At 69.5% G+C, this 22,471-nt stretch carries 23 protein-coding genes; 10 read left to right on the top strand and 13 right to left on the bottom strand.

From position 1 onward, the window contains the following. Positions 1–50: 50 nt before the first annotated feature. From ASF75_RS09615 to ASF75_RS09600, 4 genes are all read right to left on the bottom strand, one after another. Complete coding sequence (locus ASF75_RS09615) at positions 51–1,571, bottom strand: ABC transporter ATP-binding protein (protein ID WP_056070810.1); 1,521 nt, start codon at positions 1,569–1,571, stop codon at positions 51–53. Between the two features lie 194 nt (positions 1,572–1,765). Continuing rightward, the gene (locus ASF75_RS09610) at positions 1,766–2,830 is read right to left on the bottom strand and encodes a BMP family lipoprotein (protein ID WP_017888742.1); all 1,065 of its coding nucleotides are present in this window, start codon (positions 2,828–2,830) and stop codon (positions 1,766–1,768) included. A 234-nt stretch (positions 2,831–3,064) separates the two neighbouring features. Continuing rightward, entirely contained in the window at positions 3,065–3,622 is a 558-nt protein-coding gene (locus tag ASF75_RS09605; protein ID WP_214518752.1) for a hypothetical protein, read from the bottom strand. A 76-nt stretch (positions 3,623–3,698) separates the two neighbouring features. After that, positions 3,699–4,814, bottom strand: a complete 1,116-nt coding sequence (locus tag ASF75_RS09600) for a mannose-1-phosphate guanylyltransferase (protein ID WP_017888741.1) — start codon at positions 4,812–4,814, stop codon at positions 3,699–3,701. Between the two features lie 187 nt (positions 4,815–5,001). Between ASF75_RS09600 and ASF75_RS09595 the strand changes: the two genes are divergently transcribed. The 6 genes from ASF75_RS09595 (at position 5,002) to ASF75_RS09570 (ending at position 10,533) form a co-directional block, all read left to right on the top strand. Further along, entirely contained in the window at positions 5,002–6,237 is a 1,236-nt protein-coding gene (locus ASF75_RS09595; protein WP_056071072.1) for a glycosyltransferase family 4 protein, read from the top strand. Between the two features lie 78 nt (positions 6,238–6,315). Then, positions 6,316–6,765 (top strand): succinate dehydrogenase, cytochrome b556 subunit, encoded by a 450-nt coding sequence (sdhC, locus tag ASF75_RS09590; RefSeq protein WP_017888739.1) that lies wholly within the window; start codon positions 6,316–6,318, stop codon positions 6,763–6,765. Between the two features lie 11 nt (positions 6,766–6,776). After that, the gene (gene sdhD / locus ASF75_RS09585; protein ID WP_056070803.1) at positions 6,777–7,223 is read left to right on the top strand and encodes a succinate dehydrogenase, hydrophobic membrane anchor protein; all 447 of its coding nucleotides are present in this window, start codon (positions 6,777–6,779) and stop codon (positions 7,221–7,223) included. Between the two features lie 49 nt (positions 7,224–7,272). After that, on the top strand, positions 7,273–9,066 hold the full coding sequence (sdhA, locus tag ASF75_RS09580) for a succinate dehydrogenase flavoprotein subunit (RefSeq protein WP_042538838.1): 1,794 nt from the start codon (positions 7,273–7,275) through the stop codon (positions 9,064–9,066). A 1-nt stretch (position 9,067) separates the two neighbouring features. Continuing rightward, on the top strand, positions 9,068–9,841 hold the full coding sequence (locus ASF75_RS09575; RefSeq protein WP_017888736.1) for a succinate dehydrogenase iron-sulfur subunit: 774 nt from the start codon (positions 9,068–9,070) through the stop codon (positions 9,839–9,841). Between the two features lie 50 nt (positions 9,842–9,891). Further along, positions 9,892–10,533 (top strand): TNT domain-containing protein, encoded by a 642-nt coding sequence (locus ASF75_RS09570; protein WP_031260557.1) that lies wholly within the window; start codon positions 9,892–9,894, stop codon positions 10,531–10,533. Positions 10,534–10,597: 64 nt separating this feature from the next. Here ASF75_RS09570 and ASF75_RS09565 read toward each other — a convergent pair whose 3' ends face one another. From ASF75_RS09565 to ptsP, 9 genes are all read right to left on the bottom strand, one after another. Then, entirely contained in the window at positions 10,598–11,290 is a 693-nt protein-coding gene (locus tag ASF75_RS09565; protein WP_056070800.1) for a DUF805 domain-containing protein, read from the bottom strand. After that, a complete protein-coding gene (locus tag ASF75_RS09560; RefSeq protein ID WP_056070796.1) occupies positions 11,287–11,811 on the bottom strand; it encodes a DUF805 domain-containing protein in 525 nt (174 codons plus the stop codon). The genes ASF75_RS09565 and ASF75_RS09560 overlap by 4 nt, the downstream gene beginning before the upstream one ends. Further along, positions 11,808–12,374 carry a DUF805 domain-containing protein gene (locus ASF75_RS09555; protein ID WP_017888733.1) on the bottom strand — a complete coding sequence of 189 codons (567 nt, stop codon included), beginning with the start codon at positions 12,372–12,374 and terminating at the stop codon, positions 11,808–11,810. The genes ASF75_RS09560 and ASF75_RS09555 overlap by 4 nt, the downstream gene beginning before the upstream one ends. Before the next feature lie 82 nt (positions 12,375–12,456). Next, positions 12,457–13,002 carry a DUF805 domain-containing protein gene (locus ASF75_RS17350; RefSeq protein ID WP_082509586.1) on the bottom strand — a complete coding sequence of 182 codons (546 nt, stop codon included), beginning with the start codon at positions 13,000–13,002 and terminating at the stop codon, positions 12,457–12,459. Positions 13,003–13,105: 103 nt separating this feature from the next. Beyond that, positions 13,106–14,038 (bottom strand): quinone oxidoreductase family protein, encoded by a 933-nt coding sequence (locus ASF75_RS09545; protein WP_056070794.1) that lies wholly within the window; start codon positions 14,036–14,038, stop codon positions 13,106–13,108. A gap of 90 nt (positions 14,039–14,128) precedes the next feature. Beyond that, positions 14,129–15,286 (bottom strand): mannitol-1-phosphate 5-dehydrogenase, encoded by a 1,158-nt coding sequence (locus ASF75_RS09540; RefSeq protein WP_056070791.1) that lies wholly within the window; start codon positions 15,284–15,286, stop codon positions 14,129–14,131. After that, a complete protein-coding gene (locus tag ASF75_RS09535; RefSeq protein ID WP_017888729.1) occupies positions 15,283–15,720 on the bottom strand; it encodes a PTS sugar transporter subunit IIA in 438 nt (145 codons plus the stop codon). Before ASF75_RS09535 ends, ASF75_RS09540 begins: the two co-directional genes overlap by 4 nt. An 88-nt stretch (positions 15,721–15,808) precedes the next feature. Beyond that, positions 15,809–17,356 (bottom strand): PTS mannitol transporter subunit IICB, encoded by a 1,548-nt coding sequence (locus ASF75_RS09530; RefSeq protein WP_056070787.1) that lies wholly within the window; start codon positions 17,354–17,356, stop codon positions 15,809–15,811. 67 nt (positions 17,357–17,423) lie between these two features. After that, positions 17,424–19,082, bottom strand: a complete 1,659-nt coding sequence (gene ptsP / locus ASF75_RS09525) for a phosphoenolpyruvate--protein phosphotransferase (protein WP_017888727.1) — start codon at positions 19,080–19,082, stop codon at positions 17,424–17,426. 251 nt (positions 19,083–19,333) lie between these two features. Here ptsP and ASF75_RS09520 point away from each other — a divergent pair, with 251 nt between their 5' ends. The 4 genes from ASF75_RS09520 to trpS all read left to right on the top strand — a co-directional run bounded on the left by ASF75_RS09520 (position 19,334) and on the right by trpS (position 22,469). Then, positions 19,334–20,104: a DeoR/GlpR family DNA-binding transcription regulator gene (locus ASF75_RS09520; protein ID WP_017888726.1), complete on the top strand. Its 771-nt coding sequence runs from the start codon at positions 19,334–19,336 to the stop codon at positions 20,102–20,104. A gap of 69 nt (positions 20,105–20,173) precedes the next feature. Beyond that, on the top strand, positions 20,174–20,446 hold the full coding sequence (locus ASF75_RS09515; RefSeq protein WP_017888725.1) for an HPr family phosphocarrier protein: 273 nt from the start codon (positions 20,174–20,176) through the stop codon (positions 20,444–20,446). Positions 20,447–20,574: 128 nt separating this feature from the next. After that, entirely contained in the window at positions 20,575–21,417 is an 843-nt protein-coding gene (locus ASF75_RS09510; protein WP_017888724.1) for an exodeoxyribonuclease III, read from the top strand. A 41-nt stretch (positions 21,418–21,458) separates the two neighbouring features. Then, entirely contained in the window at positions 21,459–22,469 is a 1,011-nt protein-coding gene (trpS, locus tag ASF75_RS09505) for a tryptophan--tRNA ligase (protein WP_056070784.1), read from the top strand. Positions 22,470–22,471: the final 2 nt, after the last annotated feature.

Raw genomic sequence — 22,471 nt, 5'->3', positions numbered from 1 at the left:
CAGCTCCGTTCCGGTCGTGGGTGTGGCGTGGATCTCGCCGGCCGAACCGGTCATGCGGCCAGCTCCGTTCCTTCAGGGATCTCCCCGGCCATCATGAGGCCGAGGACGTCGCGGGGGGTGGTCGCGGGGACGATGCCGACGATGCCACCGCGGTACATCACGGCGATGCGGTCGGCCAGTGCGACGACCTCGTCGAGCTCGGTGGAGACGACGATGACCGGCACACCGGTGTCGCGGGTGGCGACGATGCGCTTGTGGACGAACTCGATCGAGCCGACGTCGATGCCGCGGGTGGGCTGCGCGGCGACGAACAGCCGCAGTTCGCGGCTCAGCTCGCGCGCCAGGACGATCTTCTGCTGGTTGCCGCCGGACAGCCGACCGGCAGCGGTGGTGCGACCAGGCGTCCGGATGTCGAACTCGGCGATCTTCTCGTCGGCGAACGCGTCACGCTCCGCCGACCGGATGGTGCCGGCGCGGACGAACTCGGCGTGGTCGGCGCGGTCGAGCATCAGGTTCTCGGCGATGGTGAACTCGCCGACCAGGCCGTCCTCCTTGCGGTCCTCGGGGACGAAGCCGACGCCCGCGTCGAGCACCTGCTTGACGCTCCGGCCGGTGAGTTCCTTGCCGTCCAGGGTGATGCGGCCACCGTGCGCGGGCTCGAGGCCCATGATCGCCTCGGTGAGCTCGGTCTGCCCGTTGCCCTGCACCCCGGCGATCGCCAGGACCTCGCCGCGACGCACCGTGAAGGAGACGTCGTCGACGAGCACGATGCCGGACGGGTCGGTGACGGTGAGGTGCTCGACGACCAGGGCGTCGTCGCCACCGGTCGAGGGTTCCTTGTCGACCACGAGCGAGACGGCGCGGCCGACCATCAGCGCGGCCAGCTCGTTGTTCGTGGCGGTCGGCGAAGCTTCGCCGACGACCTTGCCGAGGCGGATGACCGTGATGCGGTCGGCGACCTCGCGCACCTCACGGAGCTTGTGGGTGATGAAGACGATGGCGGTGCCGGCTGCGCGGAGCTGGCGCATGATGCCCATCAGCTCGTCGGTCTCCTGCGGGGTGAGGACGGCCGTCGGCTCGTCGAACACCAGCACGGAGGCATCGCGGGACAGCGCCTTGATGATCTCGACGCGCTGCTGCACACCGACGGGCAGGTCCTCGACCTTGGCGTCCGGGTCCACGTCGAACCCGAAACGGTCCGAGATCTCCTGCACGCGCTTGCGGGCACCGGCCAGGTCGAGACGGCCACCGAAGGTCGTCTGCTCCTGCCCGAGCATCACGTTCTCGGCGACCGTGAACACGGGCACGAGCATGAAGTGCTGGTGCACCATGCCGATGCCGGCGCGCATGGCGTCACCGGGGCCGTCGAAGTCCTGCACCACGTCGTCGAGCAGGATCTCGCCCTCGTCGGCGTCGTACAGGCCGTACAGGACGTTCATCAGGGTGGACTTGCCGGCGCCGTTCTCACCCAGGAGGCAGTGGACCTCACCCGGCTCGACGGTGAGCGAGATGTGGTCGTTGGCGACCAGGGCGCCGAACCGCTTGGTGATGCCGCGGAGTTCGAGCTTCATGTTCGGGAGTCTATTTCTGTCTCGCGCGCGCCACGCGGGCGCACGGTGTCGCGTGCACCCTGCGGAAGCACGGTCTGGCGCGCACCCTTGGGTGCACGGTCTGGGGTGCACCCTGGGGATGCACGGTCTGGGGTGCGCCACCTGGGCGCACGAGAACGCGGGCGAGGGATGCTCCCCCGCCCGCGTTCACCGGGTCAGGACTGGGTCTTGACCTTGATCGAGCCGTCGATGATGCCGGCCTTCACGTCGTCGAGCTCGCCCTGCAGGCCCTTGTCGACCTTGGACTCGAAGTCGTGGAACGGAGCGATGCCGACGCCGTCGTTCTTCAGGGTGCCGACGTACGGCTCCTTCGAGAACTTGTCGTCAGCCGCCTGCTCGACGACGTCCTTCACGGCCGGGCGCATGCCCTTCTCGACCGAGGTGAAGGCGATGTCCTTGTAGCGGGGGTCGGCCTCGTAGAGGTCGCTGTCCGCGCCGATCAGGACGGAACCGTTGTCGGCGTCCTTGATGGCCTCGGCAGCGGACTGGTAGATCGGGCCACCGACGGGCAGGATCACGTCGGCGTCCTGGTCGAGGAGCGTCTGCGCGACCGACTTGGCCTGCGTGCCGGCCTCGAAGCCACCGGTGAAGGAACCCTTGCCGGTGTCGACGTTCCAGCCGACGACCTTGACGTCCTTGTCCTTCTGCTCGTTGTAGTACTTCACGCCGTCCGCGAAGCCGTCCATGAAGATGGTGACGGTCGGGATCTGCATGCCGCCGAAGGTGCCGACGACGCCGGTCTTCGAGTACGACGCCGCCGCGTAGCCGGCGAGGAACGCGGCCTGCGAGGTGTCGAACGTGATCGGCTTGACGTTCTTGGCGTCGATCGAGTTGTCGTCGATGATCGCGAAGTCGGTGTCGGGGTTCGCAGCGGCCTGCTTCTTCGTGGCGTCGGCCAGGTTGAAGCCGACGGTCACGACGAGGTTGCAGTTCTGGCCGATGAGCTGCTCGATGTTCGAGTCGTAGACGGTGGCGTCCTTGGACTCGGCTTCCTTGTAGGTGGCGCCGAGGTCCTTGGCGGCGTCCTTCATGCCCTCGTAGCCGAGCTGGTTGAACGACTTGTCGTCGAACCCACCGGCGTCGGAGACCATGCAGGGGCGGAAGTCGGTCTTCTTCGCCGTTTCGGTGGTGGACGGCGCCGAGGCACAGCCGGCCAGGACGGCGACGGTGCCGGCGAGCGCGAGGCCGCTGAGGACGACCTGTCGGGTACGAGATGTCACGGGTTGGTTCCTCCGGGGAGCGTGCCCGGACCACGTGCGTTCCGGGCGATCGTGGCGACAGTACACGACCGTCGGGTCGGTACAGGACCCGTTGCGGGGGTCCCGTGGATCGGTTACGGGATCGCGACCCCGCCGAAACGCGCCCGTAACGCGGGGTCGCCCGCTCACCCCCAGTTCGAGGGGTTTGTCGGTGGAGCGCTACAGGACGTCGCCGCGAGAGCGGATCTCTGGAGGTCAGAGTTCGTCGGGGTCACCCGGGAAGCACAGCGAGACGGCCTGGACGGTGTAGTTCCCCGAGTAGGCGTAGACGCTGATCGAGACGACCTTCCCTGCGCCGTCGCCGAAGATGGCAGGCCCGTCGCTCGAATCATGCTGGGTGACCCGCATCCCCTGACCTTCCCAGTGCTCCGTCATCCGGGCGGCGTCGGCATCGGGCCGCCCGGTCATCGTGCTCCCGGTGAGGTAGCGCCAGTGCGCACCTCGCTCGCCGTCCTCGAGGACGCAGCCTTCCGCGTAGTCCGGCCCGGTGCGTGCTTTCCATTCACCGCCGAGTCGCCCTGTCGCGTCATCGACCGCTTCGACCATCTGTCGCTTCGCGGCGTTCTCACTCACCGGGGGCTCCGTTCGTCGTGGGTCTCGAGTGTCCGGCTCATGCAGGACGCAACCCGCCAGGGTCGTGGAGATCACCACCAGTGCGAGCAAGCCCGAGACGGTCCGGCGGATCGTGGTGCAACGATCGGCGATCATCGTTCTCCGATCAGGGGTCGAGGCAGTCGAGGCGTTCTTGGTCACGGGCAGTCGGCGGCTTCGGATTGCAGGGAGTCGCGTCACACCTGGAACATCACCGGCCGGTTGCGGATGCTCGGACCTACAGGACGTCGCCGCGGCCGCTGATCTTCAGGGCATCCACGACACCCTTCACCCGCTGGGCGTTCGCGCTCGTGGTGACGAGCAGGGCGTCCGGGGTGTCCACGACGACGATGTCCTCGACGCCGATGAGTGAGATGAGTCGCTGGCTGTGCGAGATCACGATGCCGCTCGACGAGTCCGCCAGGATGCGCGCACCATCCCCGAGCACCGCGAGGTTGTTCGGTCGCCCACCGGACTGCAGCTTGGCGAGCGAGGCGAAGTCGCCCACGTCGTCCCAGTCGAAGTCGCCGGGCACGACGGCCATGCGACCAGCAGCAGCAGCGGGCTCGGCGACTGTGTAGTCGATCGCGATCTTCTCGAGCGTGGGCCAGACCGCGTCGACGACCGCGCCGCGCGCCGAGGTGTCCCAGGCGTCCGCCAGCTCGTTGATGCCGGCCAGCAGGGTCGGGTTGTTCCGGCCGATCTCCTCGAGCAGCACGTCGGCGCGGGCGATGAACATGCCCGCGTTCCACAGGTACGTGCCCTGCTCGACGTACGAGCGGGCGGTGTCCAGGTCGGGCTTCTCGACGAACGACCGGACGGCGTGCGCGGTCGGTGCGCCCTCGATGTCCAGGGTGTCGCCGTGCGCGTGGATGTAGCCGAAGCCGATCGCGGGCTCCGTCGGCGTGATGCCGATGGTCGTGACGTAGCCGGCGCGTGCGACGGCGACGGCTTCGCGGACCGAACGGCGGAAACCGCGTGCGTCGCCGATGACGTGGTCGGCCGCGAAGGACCCGATGACGACGTCGGGCTCGCGGCGCACCAGGATCGCCGCGGCCAGGCCGATGGCCGCCGTCGAGTCCTTCGGCTCGCTCTCGAGCACCACGTTGTGGTCCTCGACGCCGGGCAGCTGCGACTCGACCGCGACGCGGTGCGCACGGCCGGTGACGACCATGATCCGCTGGTCGCCGGCGAGCGGCGCCAGGCGGTCCCAGGTCTGCCGCAGCAGCGAGGTGCCGGAACCCGTCAGGTCGTGCAGGAACTTGGGTGCGTCCGCGCGCGACAACGGCCACAGGCGCGATCCGATGCCCCCTGCGGGGATGATCGCGTAGAAGTCTTCGAGAGCGTCAGCCACGCGCTCACCGTACCGCCCCCGCCGGGCGGATCCTGGGTGGTCTCCGCACGATTCCCGCATGCGGCCTCCCGCAGGGCGCCGTCCGGCGTCCGCACCGGAGGGCGTCGCGTTGTTCACCCGGCGCGCGCGTCCCGTTCACGTCGTCGGCCCCGTCGGGTCACGTCACGCCCGGAGCATGGGCAGCACCATGAGCGCACGCAGCGTGGAGCGCGGCACGTCCCCCCGGACCGTCGCCGTCGTGACCGAGAGCTTCCTGCCCACCCTCAACGGCGTGACCACGAGTGTCCTGGCGGTCCTCGACCACCTGGAACGACGTGGTCACCGCGCGGTCGTGATCGCCCCGGACACCCCCGGACTCGCGCAGTTCCGCTCGCGCAGCGCGGTCGAGCGCTACCGCTCCTTCGACGTCCACCGTGTCCCTGCGGTCGCCTACCGGCAGTTCCCGGTGGCGCTCCCCCACCCGGTGCTCGACACGATCCTCGCCGCCTCCGGCGCCGACGTGCTCCACGCCGCGAGTCCGTTCCTGCTGGGTGGGCGCGCGATCACGGCGGCCGGGAGGCTCGGCATCCCCTCCGTCGCCGTCTTCCAGACCGACGTGGCCGGGTTCGCCCGCCGCAACGGCCTGACCGCGACCATCCCGTTGGTGCGGAAGATCCTCGGACGCATCCACGCGGGCGCCTCGCTGACGCTCGCCCCGTCGAGCGCGACGGCCGCGATGCTCGCCGAGGACGGCGTACCGCGCGTCGCCCGCTGGGGTCGCGGCGTCGACACCGAGCTGTTCCACCCCGCACGCCGGACGTCGGGGCACGTGCGGGCGCTCCGCCGCCGGCTCGCCCCGAACGGCGAGACGATCGTCGGGTACGTCGGTCGCCTCGCCCCGGAGAAGGAGGTCGAGCGACTCGCCGAACTCGGTGGTGTCCCCGGCATCCGGGTCGTCGTCGCCGGCGGCGGTCCGTCGCGGGCGATGCTCGAGCGGCGGCTCCGGCACCTCGACGTCACCTTCACCGGCCCCTTGCGCGGCGACGCCCTCGCCGACGCGTACGCAGCACTCGACCTGTTCGTGCACACCGGTCCGGCCGAGACCTTCGGGCAGACCCTGCAGGAGGCCCACGCCTCCGGCCTACCGGTGATCGCACCGGCGTCCGGCGGCCCGCTCGACCTGGTCGCCCCGGGGCTCGACGGGGAGCTCTACGACGCCGACGCACCCCAGGCCCTGCGGCACGCCGTCCTGCGGCTGCACCACGACCGCGCCCTGGCCGAGCGGATGGGTTCTGCCGGTCGGCTCCGCGTCGAGGGGACCACGTGGGAGGCCGTCGGCGACCAGCTCCTCGACCACCACGACACGGCCCGGACCATCGGCGCGCCGCCCGTCGGACGGGGCCTCCGGGCAGGTCGGGACGAGAAGGTCAGCGCTCGCGCATAGGATGGGTCGTGTTCCACACGAACACGAACGGCAAGGGCTCGCCGATCGGGCGAGCCCGTCCTATGGAAGGACGAGCTCATGGCTGAGCACACCGGCGGGGGTACGGCGACGGCGGTGCCCGACGTCTCGATCGAAGCGCCCAGGGCTTCTCGGACGCCACAGGGCACGCTCTACCGCGGATCCATCGGGATGTGGTCGTGGGTCCTCCACCGCATCACGGGCGTCGCGATCTACTTCTTCCTGCTCGTGCACATCCTCGACACGGCACTCGTGCGGCTCTCCCCCGAGGCCTACAACGCCGTCATCGGCACGTACAAGACCCCGATCATGAACCTCGGCGAGATCGCGCTGGTGATGGCCATCGTGTTCCACGCGTTCAACGGCCTGCGGATCATCCTGATCGACTTCTGGTCCAAGGGCCCGAAGTACCAGCGGGCCATGTTCTGGATCGTCATGGTCCTGTGGGCGGTGGCGATCGCGGGCTTCCTGCCCCGCCAGCTCATGAACCTCGTCGCGGACTTCAACTGAGGGGCACGGACATGACCACGCAGATCGTCGAACCTCCCCGCTCGGCAGCGGCCGCCCGGAGCACCACCAACTGGGAGAAGTGGGGCTGGATCTACATGCGCGCCTCGGGCGTCCTGCTCGTCGTGCTGATCTTCGGCCACCTCTTCGTCAACATGGTGGCGGGCGAGGGCGTCAAGCAGATCGACTTCGCCTTCGTCGCCGGCAAGTGGGCCAACCCCTTCTGGAAGGTCTGGGACTCGCTCATGCTGGTCCTCGCCCTCATCCACGGCTCGAACGGCATGCGCACCATCGTCAACGACTACGTGTCGAAGCCGGGCATCCGCAAGACGCTCCTCATCGCGATCCTGGCCGCCTGCGTCGTGCTGATCGTGCTCGGGCTCCTCGTCTGCTGGACCTTCGACCCGTGCCCCGCCGGCGCAGCTGCCGCCGACCTGCCGTCCTTCTGCCCGGCGCAGTAGCACCACCACCGTTGCTGCCCGCGTTCCCACCGTCTACGGAAAGACCCCTGTGACCGAGACCACCGTCCACCACCACCAGTTCGACATCGTCATCATCGGCGCCGGAGGCGCGGGCATGCGAGCCGCGATCGAAGCCGGCCCGAAGGCGAAGACGGCCGTCATCTCGAAGCTCTACCCCACCCGGTCGCACACCGGTGCGGCGCAGGGCGGTATGGCCGCAGCCCTCGCGAACGTCGAAGAGGACTCGTGGGAGTGGCACACCTTCGACACGATCAAGGGCGGCGACTACCTGGTCGACCAGGACGCCGCCGAGATCCTCGCGAAAGAGGCGATCGACGCCGTCATCGACCTCGAGAACATGGGCCTGCCGTTCAACCGCACGCCCGAGGGCAAGATCGACCAGCGTCGTTTCGGTGGGCACACCCGCGACCACGGCAAGTCCCCGGTCCGCCGGGCCTGCTACGCCGCCGACCGCACCGGGCACATGATCCTGCAGACGCTGTTCCAGAACTGCGTGAAGCTCGGCGTCGAGTTCTACAACGAGTTCTACGCACTCGACCTCATCATGGTCGACGTCGTCGGCGAGGACGGCGTCACCCGCCAGCAGCCGGCCGGCGTCGTCGCGTTCGAGCTCGCGACCGGTGAGCTCCACGTCTTCCACGCCAAGGCGATGATCTTCGCGACCGGTGGCTTCGGCAAGATGTACAAGACCACCTCGAACGCGCACACCCTGACCGGCGACGGCGTCGGCATCGTCTGGCGCAAGGGCCTGCCGCTCGAGGACATGGAGTTCTTCCAGTTCCACCCGACCGGCCTCGCAGGGCTCGGGATCCTGCTGACCGAGGGTGCCCGCGGTGAGGGCGCGATCCTCCGGAACGCCTCGGGTGAGCGCTTCATGGAGCGGTACGCCCCCACCATCAAGGACCTCGCTCCGCGTGACATCGTCGCGCGCTGCATGGTGCAGGAAGTGGCAGAAGGTCGCGGCGCCGGTCCGAACAAGGACTACGTGCTGCTCGACTGCACGCACCTGGGTGCCGAGGTCCTCGAGACGAAGCTGCCGGACATCACCGAGTTCGCCCGGACGTACCTCGGTGTCGACCCCGTCGTCGAGCCGGTCCCCGTCATGCCGACCGCGCACTACGCGATGGGCGGGATCCCGACGAACGTCAAGGCCGAGGTCCTGTACGACAACACCACCGTCGTCCCCGGGCTGTACGCCGCCGGCGAGTGCGCCTGCGTCTCCGTGCACGGCTCGAACCGTCTCGGCACGAACTCGCTGCTCGACATCAACGTCTTCGGCAAGCGCTCGGGCAACAACGCCGCCGAGTGGGTCCAGACCGCCGAGTTCCTCCCGCTGCCGGAAGACCCGGCTGCCGGCGTCCGCGGCATGCTCGACCAGCTCCGCGCCTCCACCGGCACCGAGCGCGTCTCTGCCCTCCGCAAGGAACTGCAAGAGGAGATGGACAAGAACGCGCAGGTGTTCCGCACGGACGAGTCGCTCGCCCGTGTCACCGAGACCCTGCACACACTGCGCAACCGTTTCATGCAGGTCTCCGTGCAGGACAAGGGCAAGCGGTTCAACACCGACCTGCTCGAGGCCGTCGAGCTCGGGTTCCTGCTCGACCTGGCCGAGGTCGTCGTCTACTCCGCACGCAACCGCAAGGAGAGCCGCGGCGGACACATGCGCGACGACTACCCCAAGCGCGACGACGAGAACTACATGCAGCACACCATGGCGTACCTGACGGGCGACCCGCACTCGTCACTCGCCGACGACCACATCACGCTCGACTGGAAGCCTGTCGTCATCACGCGGTACCAGCCGATGGAGAGGAAGTACTGAGATGACCGACACCCTGGTCTCCGAAGCACCCCGCACCGACACCGTGCAGGACGCCCCTCCCGGATCCTTCTCCGTCACGGTCATCGTCCGTCGCTTCGATCCCGACGTCGACGACGAGCCGCGCTGGCAGGACTTCGACGTCATGATGCTGCCGACCGACCGCATCCTCGACGCCCTGCACAAGATCAAGTGGGAGCAGGACGGGTCGCTGACCTTCCGGCGTTCCTGCGCGCACGGTGTCTGCGGCTCCGACGCGATGCGCATCAACGGTCGGAACCGTCTGGCGTGCAAGACCCTGATCAAGGACCTCGACGTCTCGAAGCCGATCTACGTCGAGGCGATCAAGGGCCTGCCGCTCGAGAAGGACCTCGTCGTCGACATGGAGCCCTTCTTCCAGAGCTACCGCGAGGTGCAGCCGTTCCTGCAGTCCTCGTCGGCCCCGACGCCCGGCAAGGAGCGTGTGCAGTCCGTCGCCGACCGCGCCCGGTTCGACGACACCACGAAGTGCATCCTCTGCGCGGCGTGCACGTCGTCCTGCCCGGTGTTCTGGACCGACGGGCAGTACTTCGGCCCCGCCGCGATCGTGAACGCCCACCGCTTCATCTTCGACTCCCGCGACGACGCCGCGAACGTCCGTCTCGACATCCTCAACGACAAGGAAGGCGTCTGGCGCTGCCGGACAACCTTCAACTGCACCGACGCGTGCCCTCGCGGAATCCAGGTGACGAAGGCGATCTCCGAGGTCAAGCAGGCGATCATGCGGGGTCGGGCGTAGTCCCGGCTCCGTCCAAGCTCCGCACCACGCCGACCGATAGGCTCCCGACCATGACGTTCGCGGACACCCGCCCCATCCTCGACCAGCTCGGCTACACGACCCGGTACGTGCAGCTCCCCGGTGAGACCCTGCACGAACCGCCGGTCGAGGGGGCGCTCCGCATCGTCCAGACCGACGCCTCCGACTACGCGCTCGAGGTCGTCGACTACGGCACGGCTCGTCGGCTCGCGCAGGCGACGGGCGAGGACGACGCCGTGGAGATGCTGCGCCGGTTCCTGAACCGTCCGTTCCCGCAGCCGCGCGACATCCCCCGCCACGAGCTCGACGGGCTCCGTGACCGTGCGGCGTCGACCTACCCGCAGCTCGCGCAGCAGGTCTCCCAGGCGGGCGAACAGGGCCTGACCATCCAGATCCCGGCCGGCGTCCCCGTCGACCGCATCGGTGGCCCGGACGGCTACCTGCTCCACCCGCTCGACACCCCGCTGCCCAGCCGCTCGCTGCCGCCGCACGTGACCTCGTCGCCCGAGACGCACCGCTACGTCGTCGACCGGCCGTTCCTGGTGAACGTCCGCTTCGTCCAGCCGTGGTTCGAGCAGCCGGGCGGTGCCCTGCGCTTCCAGATCGCCGACCCGTCCGCCACCGTGCGCGACCTGGTCGTCGACGGCGCGCTCGTCCGTCTCCGGGTGGTCTGACCGTCCAACGAGAACAGCCCACCCTGCGCTCGATGCGTGGGGTGGGCTGTTCTCGTTCGTGGAGCTACCGCAGGTCAGGGCGGTCGTACTGCGCGCCGGCCGGGTTCGACGGCAGGCAGCCGAACACGATCGCAGCCGCGCTGACGAACAGCGCGATCAGCCAGAACGGGCCTGCCAGGTTCGCGTCGTGCACGCGACGCCAGCCCAGCGCGATGCCCGGCACGATCGTGGCGAGCCACCACAGGAAGGAGAGGCCGAGCAGCACGAAGGCGAACGGCGACGGAGCGCTGCTCCCCGTGGGGTTGCCGTACTCGTCGACGCCGCTACTCGCCCCGACCGTCGCGAACAGAACGGCGTAGAACCCGCCGAACAACACGATGGTCACGATGGCGTTGGCGAGGACGAAGTACCAGAACTCACTCCGACTGGCGCGCCCGTCGAACCGGGCGTACTTCTTGAAGAACCGCGTGAACGCATCGAGGAACCCGATGCCGTACCACGGCGCCCAGAGCGGCGGGGTGCCATCAGGCCCGAGCGGGATCGGCTGCGCGAACTGCGGGTACGGGTCGACGTAGGGCTGGGCGTACGGCTGCTGCCCGTACCCAGGCTGCTGCCCGTACCCAGGCTGCTGCCCGTACCCGGGCTGCTGCCCGTAGCCCGGCTGCTGCCCGTACCCAGGCTGCTGCCCGTACCCGGGCTGCCCCTGCGGCTGGTCGCCGCCCGGCTGGCCCCACTGCGGCGTCCCGTCGTTGCTCATCGGCTCGTGTCCGGACGGTCGTACGGAGCGCCCTGCGGGTTCGACGGCAGCAGTCCGAAGACGACACCGGCGACGCCGATGAACAGCGCGATGATCCACAGTGCACCGGACAGGTTCGCGTCGTGCAGGCGTCGCCAGCCCAGGGCGAGCGACGGCACCAGGGTCGCGAGGCCCCAGAGCACCAGCAGGACGAGCACCACCCAGAAGATCGGCGGGACCGGGTCCACCACCTGGTACGCAGTGCCGTAGTAGTCGACCGTCCGGGCGTTGAGCGTGGTGAGGCGGATGACGGCGCCGATGGTCACCAGGGCCCCGGTGACGATCGTGTTCGCCAGGAACCACCACCAGAACTCACTCCGACTCGCACGACCGCTGAACGTGGCGTACTTCGCGAAGAAGCGGGCGATGGCCTTCGGGAACGAGATGCCGTACCACGGAGCCCATCGCGGCGGGACGCCCGCGGCGCCGGTCGACTGACCGGTCTGCTCCGCGGGCGTCCACTGCTGCGTGCTCTCGGTCATCGGACACCCTGCGGACGGTCGTACCGCGCGCCCTGCGGGTTCGAGGGCAGCAGACCGAAGACGATGCCGACGATGCCGACGAAGAGCGCGATGATCCACAGCGCACCGGGGAGGTTCGCGTCGTGCAGTCGGCGCCAGCCGAGGGCGAGCGTCGGGACGATGATCGCCAGGCCCCAGAGCAGGGCGACGATGCCGACGATGACGAAGAGGGCGGACGGCTCGGTGACGGTCGACTGGACGCTGGTGGACGTCGCAGTCGACATCGACACGGTCGAGCGTTCGGAGGTGGCGATGCCGATGCCGTACAGGATGCCGAGGACGATGCCGATGATCCCGTTGGCCAGGTACCACCACCAGAACTCGCTCCGGCTGGCGCGACCGCTGAAGGTCGCGTACTTCTTGAAGAAGCGGCCGACGGCCTTGCCGAACGAGATCCCGTACCACGGTGCCCACAGCGGCGGTTCCCCGTCGGGCCCGGTCGGCGGCTGCTGGCCGTACTGCGGCGTGCCACCGAACTGGGCGTTCGGCTGGTTGTTCGGATCCTGCGGGTACTGGTCGCTCACGTGGTCCCCCTCGAGTGTTGGCTGATGTACACGTCCGAGTCAACCAGAACTCCCGAGCGGGCGGCAGGGCCGATCCGCCGCGCTACCCCTGCTGCGGTCGGTCGTACTGCTGCCCCTGCGGGTTCGTCGACATCAGGCCGATGATCAACGAGAACAGGATGCCGATGGGCGGGATGATGAAGAACAGCGCGAACATGCCGCTAAGGTTCACGTCGTGCAGCCGGCGCACGGTCAACGCGATGAACCCGAGGGCGCAGGCGAGGCTCCAGAGGCTGCCGAGTCCGTCCGAGCCGTCGTTGACGAACGGCAACACGTCGAACCCGCTGCCGATGATGCCGGCGGCCGCCGAGCCGATCAGGTACCAGAGCGCCCAGAACCAGTACTCCGACTGGCTGGCCCGACCGTCGAAGCGCACGTACTTCTTCCAGAACCGCAGGAACGCCTGGGGGAAGGGGATGCCGTACCAGGGCGCCCAGAGCGGCGGCTCGGATCTCCCACCACTCGGCTGAGCCGGACCGGGCTGCCCGTACTGCCCTGGAGGCTGCTGACCCGGCTGCCCCCACTGCTGCTGGCCGGACTGACCCGGCTGCTGCCCGTACGGGTCCCTGGGTGGGTACTGGTCACTCATGCGTGCGTTCCTTCCGGCGCGGGCTGTCGGTCCACACAGAGTGTGGCACTCCCCCGAGCCGGCGAGCGTCATCCGCGGGGACGACACCCGGCTCGGTCTCGCGTCAGGGCAGGAGGGCGAGCTTGCCGCCGGGGTGCCCGGACTCCAGCAACTCCGCCGCCGCCTTCGCCTCGGACAACGGGAACGTCCGCGCGACCGGGACCTCGAGCCCTCCGGCACCGGCGAGGTCGATGAGCCGCTGCCGCACCGAGTCCCGGAACGCCTTGCTGGCCGGCTGCGCCCCACCCACGGCGGCGATGCCGTCCGATGCGGCCCGCGCCTGCGCGGCGATCGTCACGATCCGTGACCGGTCCGCGACCAACGCGAGCGAGACGTCGACGGCCTCGTCGGTGCCGACGCAGTCCAGTGCCACGTCGATGCCGGAGGGGGCGAGATCACGGACACGCGCCTCCAGGCCGTCGCCGTACGCGACCCATTCGCCACCGAAGCGTCGCACGACGTCCGCACCACGCTGCGACGCGGTGCCGATGACGCGCGTGCCCAGCAGCCGCAGCTGCTGGAGCAGGCTGACGCCGACCGCGCCCGAGGCGCCGTGCACCAGGACGGTGTCGCGCCCCTCGGCGCGGGTGACGCGGAGCATGTCGGCGGCGGTCGAGCCGGCGAGGAGCAGGTTGGCGGCCTCCGCAAAACCGAGCGCGGCGGGCTTCGCGAAGACGTCGGCAGCGGGCACCGTGACCGACTCGGCCCACCCGCCGCTGATGCGGAAGGCGAGGACCTCGTCGCCGACCACTCCCCCGCCGGACGCGATCTCGGTGTCGGGGCCGACGGCGGACAGGACACCGGCGACCTCGTACCCGACGGCGATCGGCAGGTCCGCGGGGTCGCCCTGGCGGGTGTGCTTCGTGTCAGCAGGGTTCATGCCGGCGGCGCGGACGGCGATCGTGACCTCGCCGGGGCCGGGCGCCGGCACCTCGGTGTCGACGTACTCCAGGACTTCGCTGCCGCCGAACCGTGGGGCCACCCAGTACTTCGTCATGCGGGCGACGCTACGCGTCGCGGCCCCGGGACGGACGGGAGGCCCGTCACCAGCTGGTGACGGGCCTCCCGTTCGTCGGTGCTGACGTCGTCAGGCGCGTGCGGACCGGATCCGGTCGGCGAACGCGGCGTGCAGCGGGTGCTCCGCACCGAGACCGGTGATCTGCGTGGCCACGTCGGCGTCCGACGTGTCCGAGGCCAGGAGGGCCTGCAGTTCGACGCTCTGTTCGTCGTCCGCGACGTCGAAGCGGAGCGCAGCTGCCATCGCGTCGAGCAGCGCGGTCGGTTCGGTGCCGTCTTCAGCCAGCGCTGCGGCGGGCGAGACGAACCGCTCGTCACGCGACAGCTTGCGGAGCGGCTGTCGGCCGACGCGCGTCACCGTGTCGGGCAGGTGCGGGTTCTCGAACCGGCCGATGATCGCCTGCACGTAGGCGCGGTGCACCTCGGGGTCGAGCTCGTGCCGGCGGACCAGCAGATCGCTCGTCTCAGCGAGTACGGACTCGAGCTCGGAGCGCACGGCGGGGATCGCGATGGCGTCCGAGATCTTGTCGGCCCCGGCGACGAAGCCGTGGTACGCGACGGTGGCGTGTCCGGTGTTGACCGTGAAGAGCTTGCGCTCGATCGAGGCGGCGAGGCCGTCGACGTAGTGCGCGCCGGGGATCTCCGGCTCGTTCCCACCGAACGGTGTGCGGTCGATGGCCCACTCGAAGTAGGTCTCCACGGTCACGTCGAGTCCGCCGCCCTCGGGCTGCGCGGGCACGATGCGATCGACGGCGGTGTTCGCGAACACGGCCTTCGCCAGGGCGGCGTCGCGGCCGTCCTCGGGCAGGGCAGCGACGATGAACTCGCGCAGGCGGTCCGTGGCGTTCAGGGCGTTCTCGCATGCCATCACGGCGATCGGTGCGGCGTCCGCGTCACGGGCGACCAGCGCGCGTGCGATGACCGGGGCGATGAACTTCAGGACGTTCGGGCCGACGGCGCACGTGACGATCGCGGCCGTGGCGATCTCGGCGACCACGCCGTCCTCGTCCTGCGCGCTGTTCAGCGCGCGGAACTCCGTGACCTCGTGGTCCTGGGCGCCGGACCCGACCTCGTGCACGGTGTACGAGTCGGCTGCGGCCAGGGCGTCGATGAGCGGGGCGGCGACGTCGGCGAAGACGACCTCGTACCCGGCCTGGTGGAGCAGGAGCCCGACGAAGCCACGGCCGATGTTGCCGGCGCCGAAGTGGACGGCGGTGCTGGTGCTCACTCGTTGACCTCGCCCAGGATCGCCAGGATCGCGGCGGTGTCGGCGGCGTCGGTGAGCTTCTGGACCTCGTCCTCGTCGGAGAACACGATCGCGATCTTCGACAGGATGTCGAGGTGCTCGTTGTTCACGCCGGCGATGCCGACGACGAAGCGCACGGGGTTGCCGTCCCAGTCGATCGGGCTGGCGTAGCGGATGAACGACAGGGCGGACGACTTGATGGCGTCCTTCGCGTCGTTGGTGCCGTGCGGGATCGCGAGGAAGTTGCCCATGTAGGTGGACACGCTCTTCTCGCGCTCGAGCATCGCCGGGTAGTAGTCGGCCGTGACCGCGCCCGCAGCTTCGAGGATCTCGGCCGCCTCCTTCATCGCCTCAGACTTGGTCGGCGCGGTGTCCTCGGTGTGGATGCGGATCTGGCTCTCCTGCAGGACGGGCATCGGGGGTTCTCCTTGTGTTGAGGACGTGATGGAGGGGACGGGTCAGCCCCGTCCCCTCCGATACTGCACTTCGTTACTGGTTGTGGCGTTACTGGTTCTTCAGCTGCTCGACGACCTGGTCGTACTGCGGCGCGTTCATGAAGTTGCCGACCGACACGTGCTGCGCGTTCGGGTTCTTCTGCTTCGCGCGGTCCGTCAGCTCTTCCTGCGTGATGATCAGGTCCTCGTCACCGGACAGGTTCGCGATCGCCTTGTTGGAGACCGTGACCCCTTCGATGCCCGCCTTCTTGATCTTGTTGCGCAGGACGCTGGCGCCCATGGCGCTGGAGCCCATGCCGGCGTCGCAGGCGAAGACCAGGTTCTGGACCTTCGTCGCCGTCGCCGTGCTCGCCGAGCCGACGCCGCCGAGGGAGGCCTCGGCCTCTTCCTCGTTGGCCGGGGAGTTGTTGCCGAGCAGGCCGGCGGTCGCGGCGTTGACGTCGCGGCCCTTGTTGGCCTGGAGCTTCGCCATCGCGGCGCTCATGTCGCCGTCGTTGCCCATCTCGCGGTCACGCTTGCGGGTGGCGAGGAGGAAGAACGACGCGACCGCGAACGTGACTGCCGCGGACAGGACGACCGACAGGATGACGCCGAGGAAACTGTCCCGCGGCGTGTTCAGGAACACCGCGAAGATCGACCCGGGGGACGCAGGTGCCGTCAGGCCGGAGTTGAAGATGACGTTCGTCAGCACGCCCGTGCCGCCACCGAGGATCACCGCGATGAACATGACCGGCTTCTGCAGCACGTACGGGAAGTAGATCTCGTGGATGCCGCCGAAGAACTGGATGATGATCGCGCCGGGGGCGGTCGAACGAGCGATGCCGACACCGAAGATGGTGAACGCCAGCAGCAGGCCGAGGCCGGGGCCGGGGTTCGCCTCGAGCAGGAACAGGATCGACTTGCCCGACTCCTTGACCTGGTCCACGCCGAGCTGGTCGAGCACGCCGTGGTTGATCGCGTTGTTGAGGAAGAACACCTTCGCCGGCTCGATGAAGACGCTCGCGAGCGGGAGCAGGGAGTGGTTGATCAGGAACTCGACGGCTGCACCCAGTGCGGTCGCGATCCCGGTGAAGACCTTCGACAGCCAGAAGAACCCGGCCAGGAACAACCCGAACCCGAGGATGCCGGCGGCGTAGTTGTTGACCAGCATCTCGAAGCCCGGCTTGATCTTGCCGTCCCAGAGACGGTCCAGCTGCTTGATGATGTACGCACCGAGCGGCCCGCAGATCATCGCACCGAGGATCATCGTCGAGTCGGAGCCGAGGATGACGCCCATCGCGAAGATCGAGCCGACGACTGCACCGCGGGTTTCGTAGACCATGCGGCCACCCTGGAACGCGATCGCGAGCGGGATGAGGTACGTCAGGATCGGGCCGACGACACCCACGACGCTGCCGTCGCGGGACCCGCCGAGGGCTGCGACCGGCGTCCAGCCGTCCGGGATGAAGAAGGCCGTGATGATGCCCCACGCGATGAAGATCGCGATGTTGGGCATGACCATGCCGGAGAGGAACGTGCCGAACTTCTGAACGGCGACGCGTGCGCCGCCCCGCGACTTCGCGGGTGCGTCGGGCGCTGCAACGGACGACGTTGTCATGTGCGGTGACTTTCTGTGTGGTGGAGCTGCTGCGTGGTGCTGGGAGGGTGGTGCTGGGAGTGGTGGGTCAGGCGGCGTGCACCGCGGACGCGGCAGCGGACTTCGCGGCCGCCGCCGTGCTCGCGGCGAGTGCCGCCGTCGCCATCTCGCGGGCCTGTTCGAGCGTGTAGCGACCGAGTTCGGCGCGCACGTCGGCCAGGGCCGCGGGGGTCATGGAGAGGGTGGTGGCGCCGAGACCGACCAGGACGACGGCGAGCAGCGGGTCGGCTGCTGCCTCGCCGCAGATCCCGACGGGCTTGCCGGCGGTCGCGCCCGCGGTGCCGAGCTGCGCGACGAGGCGCAGGACGGCGGGGTGCCACGGGTCCTGGTAGGACGCGACGGTGCCGAGCATGCGGTCGGCGGCCATCGTGTACTGGGTCAGGTCGTTCGTGCCGATCGACACGAAGTCGGCGTTCTGGAACACCTGGTCGGCCATCAGCGCGAGCGACGGCACCTCGGCCATGACGCCCGCGGTGCGGATGCCCAGCTCACGCGCCAGGGTGACGAAGTACTCGGTCTCCTCAGCGTCGGCGACCATCGGGGCCATCACCCACAGGTCGGCCTCGGTCGCGGCGTCGGCCTGGGCGAGCGCGGTGAGCTGGTCGCGCAGGACCTCGGGGTGGTTCCGCAGGGCACGGAGACCGCGGCGCCCGAGGGCGGGGTTCTCCTCGTCCTTGTCGGTGAGGAACGGCAGCGGCTTGTCGGCGCCGGCGTCGAGCGCACGCACGACCACCTTCTTGCCGGGGAACGCCGCGAGGAGCTGGCGGTACGACTCGGTCTGCTCGTCGACCGTGGGGGCCTTGGGCGAGTCGAGGAAGAGGAACTCGGTGCGGAAGAGCCCCACGCCCTCCGCACCGAGAGCAACGGCGCCGGCGGCGTCGGCGGGGCTGCCGAGGTTCGCGAGCAGGGGCACGACGTGGCCGTCGGCGAGGGCACCGGCGGTGAGCGGTGCCGCTGCGGCGGCGAGGCGGTCGGCGATGCGGCGCTCGACGTCCGCGACCAGTGCGGCGTCGGGGTCGGTCACGACCGTGCCGGCGATGGCGTCGACCACGACGGACTGGCCGTCGACCAGGTCGTCCGCACCGGTCACACCGACGATTGCGGTGATGCCCTTGGCACGGGCGAGGATGGCGGTGTGCGAGGTCGGGCCGCCGTCACGGGTGACGAGCGCCAGGACCTTGTCGAGGTCGAGCAGGGCGGTGTCGGCCGGTGCGAGGTCGCGGGCGACGAGGACGAAAGGGGTGTCCGACTCGGGGACACCGGGGGCGTGCACGCCGCGGAGCTTGGCGATGATGCGCTGGGCGACGTCGTCGAGGTCGGCCGCGCGCTCCCCCATGTAGCCACCCATGCCGACGAGCAGGTCGCGGAACTGTGCGAAGGCCTCGTACACGGCACGCTCGGCGTTCGTGCCGCCGTCGATGCGGGCGTGCACGTCGTCGAGCAGCGTCGGGTCCTGCGCCATCAGCGCCTGGGCCTCGAGCACGGCCTGGGCGTCGCCACCGGCGAGCTGTCCGCGCTTGTTGAGGTCGTCCGCCACGGCGGCGAGTGCGTCGTGCACGGCCTGCTTCGCGTCGTCCGCAGAACCCACCAGGGCATCCTTCGACGGTTCGCCGAGCGGGTCAGCCATCCGGAGCACGGGGCCGTGGGCGACGCCACGGCCGACGCCGGTGCCGAGCAGTTCGGACATTCGAGACTCCTTCATCTCACACGCGCTTGCGGTGGGGTGGATCGTTCGGTACACGCGGCACGGGAACAGACCACGCCCGTGCGGCTGATCAGCACACTACCCCGATCAGCGTTGACAAACAAACACATCCGGGGATAAAAATACAGAAACAGATGCCCGTTTGCGTCTGGCGGATCGACCGACGGCACCGACATCACGGATGTCGCGCCCGAACATGTCCGTTCCGTTCCGACCCGAGACGACGAGGTCCGATGTACGCACCAGAACGCCACCAGCGCATCGTCGAGCAGGCGCGCGCGCAGGGCCGGGTGGACGTCAAGGACCTGGCCGAGCTGCTCGCCGTCACGCCCGAGACCATCCGCCGCGACCTGACGAGCCTCGAGCGCCGCGGCCTCGTCCGGCGCGCGCACGGCGGGGCGATCCCGGTCGAGCGCATCACCCTGCACCCCGGCGTCGGTGACCGCGGCGGCATCAACCAGACCGAGAAGATGGTCATCGCCGAGGCCGCCCTGGCGGAACTGCCCGAGAACGGCTCGATCATGATCGACGCCGGCACCTCGACCATCTGCCTGGCCGAGATGCTCCCGACCGACCGCGGCCTGACGGTCGTCACGCACTCGCTGCCGGTCGCCACCGCCGTCGCGAACCGCCCGGGCCTCGACCTGCACCTGCTCGGCGGCAACATCCGCAGCGACTCGCTGGCCGGCGTCGGCACGTGGACGCACCAGCTCATCGGCATGGTCAGCGTCGACGTCGCCTTCATCAGCATCAACGGCATCACGCCGGAGCGCGGCCTGACGACCCACAACGTGGCCGAGGCCGCCGTGAAGAGCGCGATGATCAAGTCCGCACGGCGGAGCATCCTGCTCGCCGACCACACCAAGTTCGGCCGCGAGGAGTTCGGACGCGTCGCCCCGCTCGCCGCGATCGACACGATCATCACCGACCCCGCCGTCAACCTCGACCTGGTCCGCGAGGTCGAGGCCGCCGGCACCGAGGTCTTCTGGCCCGGCCGAGCCTGACCGTGCCCCGTTCCCGCCCACCCAGCGCTCGCTAGCATGAGCCAACCACCCGTCGACAGGAGTACATCGATGTCCGAAGCCACCCGCACCGTGACCGTCGCCAGCGCATCCGGCCTGCACGCTCGCCCCGCCTCCCTCTTCGTCCAGACCGTGACGGCGTCGGGGCACCAGGTCACGATCGCCAAGGGCGACAAGTCCGGGAACGCCGGCAGCATCCTCGCCCTGCTCGGACTCGGCATCGAGCACGGCGACGAGGTCACCCTCACCGTCTCGGGCGACGACGCCGAGACCACCGCGGACAGCCTGGTCGAGTTCCTCGGGACGGACCACGACGCGGCCTGATCGCGCAGGTCGCGTCCTGCACGCGACCACAGGGCGGACGGGAGGCACGGTGCCAGCTGGCACCGTGCCTCCCGTCCGTCCGTCGGGGGCGTCCAGGGCTGTCGGCACCCGCCGATAAGGTGTTCTGCATGACACGCCTGCGCCTCGCATCCGTCAACGTGAACGGCGTCCGCGCCGCCTTCCGCAAGGGCATGGGCGACTGGCTCGCCACCCGTGACGTCGACGTGCTGGCCCTGCAGGAAGTGCGCGCGTCGAGCGACGACCTGACGGCGCTGCTCGGCGACGAGTGGGACATCGTGCACGACCCGGCGACCGCGAAGGGTCGCGCCGGCGTGGCCATCGCGTCCCGACACTCGGCGCAGATCCACCGCGTCGCGCTCGGACCGGACGACTTCGACTCCGCCGGCCGGTGGCTCGAAGCCGACTACGAGATCGGCGGCACCACCGTGACCGTCGTCTCGACGTACGTGCACTCGGGCGAGGTCGACACCCCCAAGCAGGACGAGAAGTGGAAGTTCCTCGACGCGATGACCGAGCGGCTGCCCGCACTCCGGGCGCACAACCCGCTCGCGGTCGTCGTCGGTGACCTGAACGTCGGGCACGACCAGCGCGACATCAAGAACTGGAAGGGCAACGTCAAGCGTGCCGGCTTCCTGCCGCGCGAGCGTGCCTACTTCTCGCGGTTCTTCGGTGCCGACGGCGAGCCCGTCGAGGGCGCCGACGGCTCCACGGGTCCCGGCCTCGGATGGGTCGACGTGGGTCGCGCCCAGGCCGGTGACGTCGACGGGCCGTTCACGTGGTGGTCGTGGCGCGGTCAGGCCTTCGACAACGACACGGGCTGGCGCATCGACTACCAGATGGCGACGCCCGACCTGGCCGCGAAGGTCACGGAGTACACGGTCGACCGCGCTGCGGCGTACGACCAGCGATGGTCCGACCACGCCCCCGTGGTCGTCGACTACGAACTCTGACCCCTCTTCTCTCGCTTCACCTGACGCACCGGAGCACCACCATGACCAAGACCCGCATCTTCTCGGGCATCCAGCCGTCCGCCGGCTCGCTGCACCTCGGCAACTACGTCGGGGCACTCATGCAGTGGAGGACTCTGCTCGACGACTACGACGCCATCTACTGCGTCGTCGACATGCACGCGATCACGTCCCCGCAGGACCCTGCCGAGCTCCGTGCGAACACCCGGGCCACCGCCGCGCAGTACATCGCGTCGGGCATCGACCCGTCGAAGGCGACGCTGTTCGTGCAGTCCCACGTCCCCGCACACGCCGAGCTCGCCTGGGTGCTGAACACCCTGACCGGCTTCGGCGAGGCGAGCCGGATGACCCAGTTCAAGGACAAGTCGGCGCGCCAGGGCGCCGAGGCGGCGTCGGTCGGGCTCTTCACGTACCCGATCCTGATGGCCGCCGACATCCTGCTGTACGACACCAGGGTCGTGCCGGTCGGTGACGACCAGCGACAGCACGTCGAGCTGACCCGCGACCTGGCCGGACGCTTCAACTCGCGGTTCGGCGACACCTTCGTCACGCCCGAGGCGCGGATCCTGACCGAGACCGCGCGCATCTACGACCTGCAGGACCCGACCAGCAAGATGAGCAAGTCCGCAGCGTCGGAGAACGGCCTCATCCGCCTGCTCGACGACCCGAAGCGCACCGCGAAGAAGATCAAGTCGGCCGTCACCGACGACGAGCGCGAGATCCGGGCCGACCGCCAGGCCAAGCCCGGTGTGACGAACCTGCTGTCGATCCTGTCGGCGTTCACCGGCACGTCGATCGCCGCGCTCGAGGAGTCGTTCGCCGGCAAGGGCTACGGCGACCTGAAGGGCGAGGTCGCCGACGCCGTCGTGGCCGAGCTCGAACCGGTCCGCGCCCGCACGCTCGAACTGCTCGACGACCCGGCCGAGCTCGACCGCCTGCTCGCCGTCGGTGCCGACCGTGCCGAGTCCATCGCGCAGGACACCCTGGCCCGCGTCTACGACCGCATCGGGTTCGTCCCGCGGTCGCGCGGCTGAGC

Source organism: Curtobacterium sp. Leaf154, assembly GCF_001424595.1.
Taxonomy (GTDB): domain Bacteria; phylum Actinomycetota; class Actinomycetes; order Actinomycetales; family Microbacteriaceae; genus Curtobacterium; species Curtobacterium poinsettiae.
This window is presented reverse-complemented; position numbering and strand designations above follow the sequence as displayed.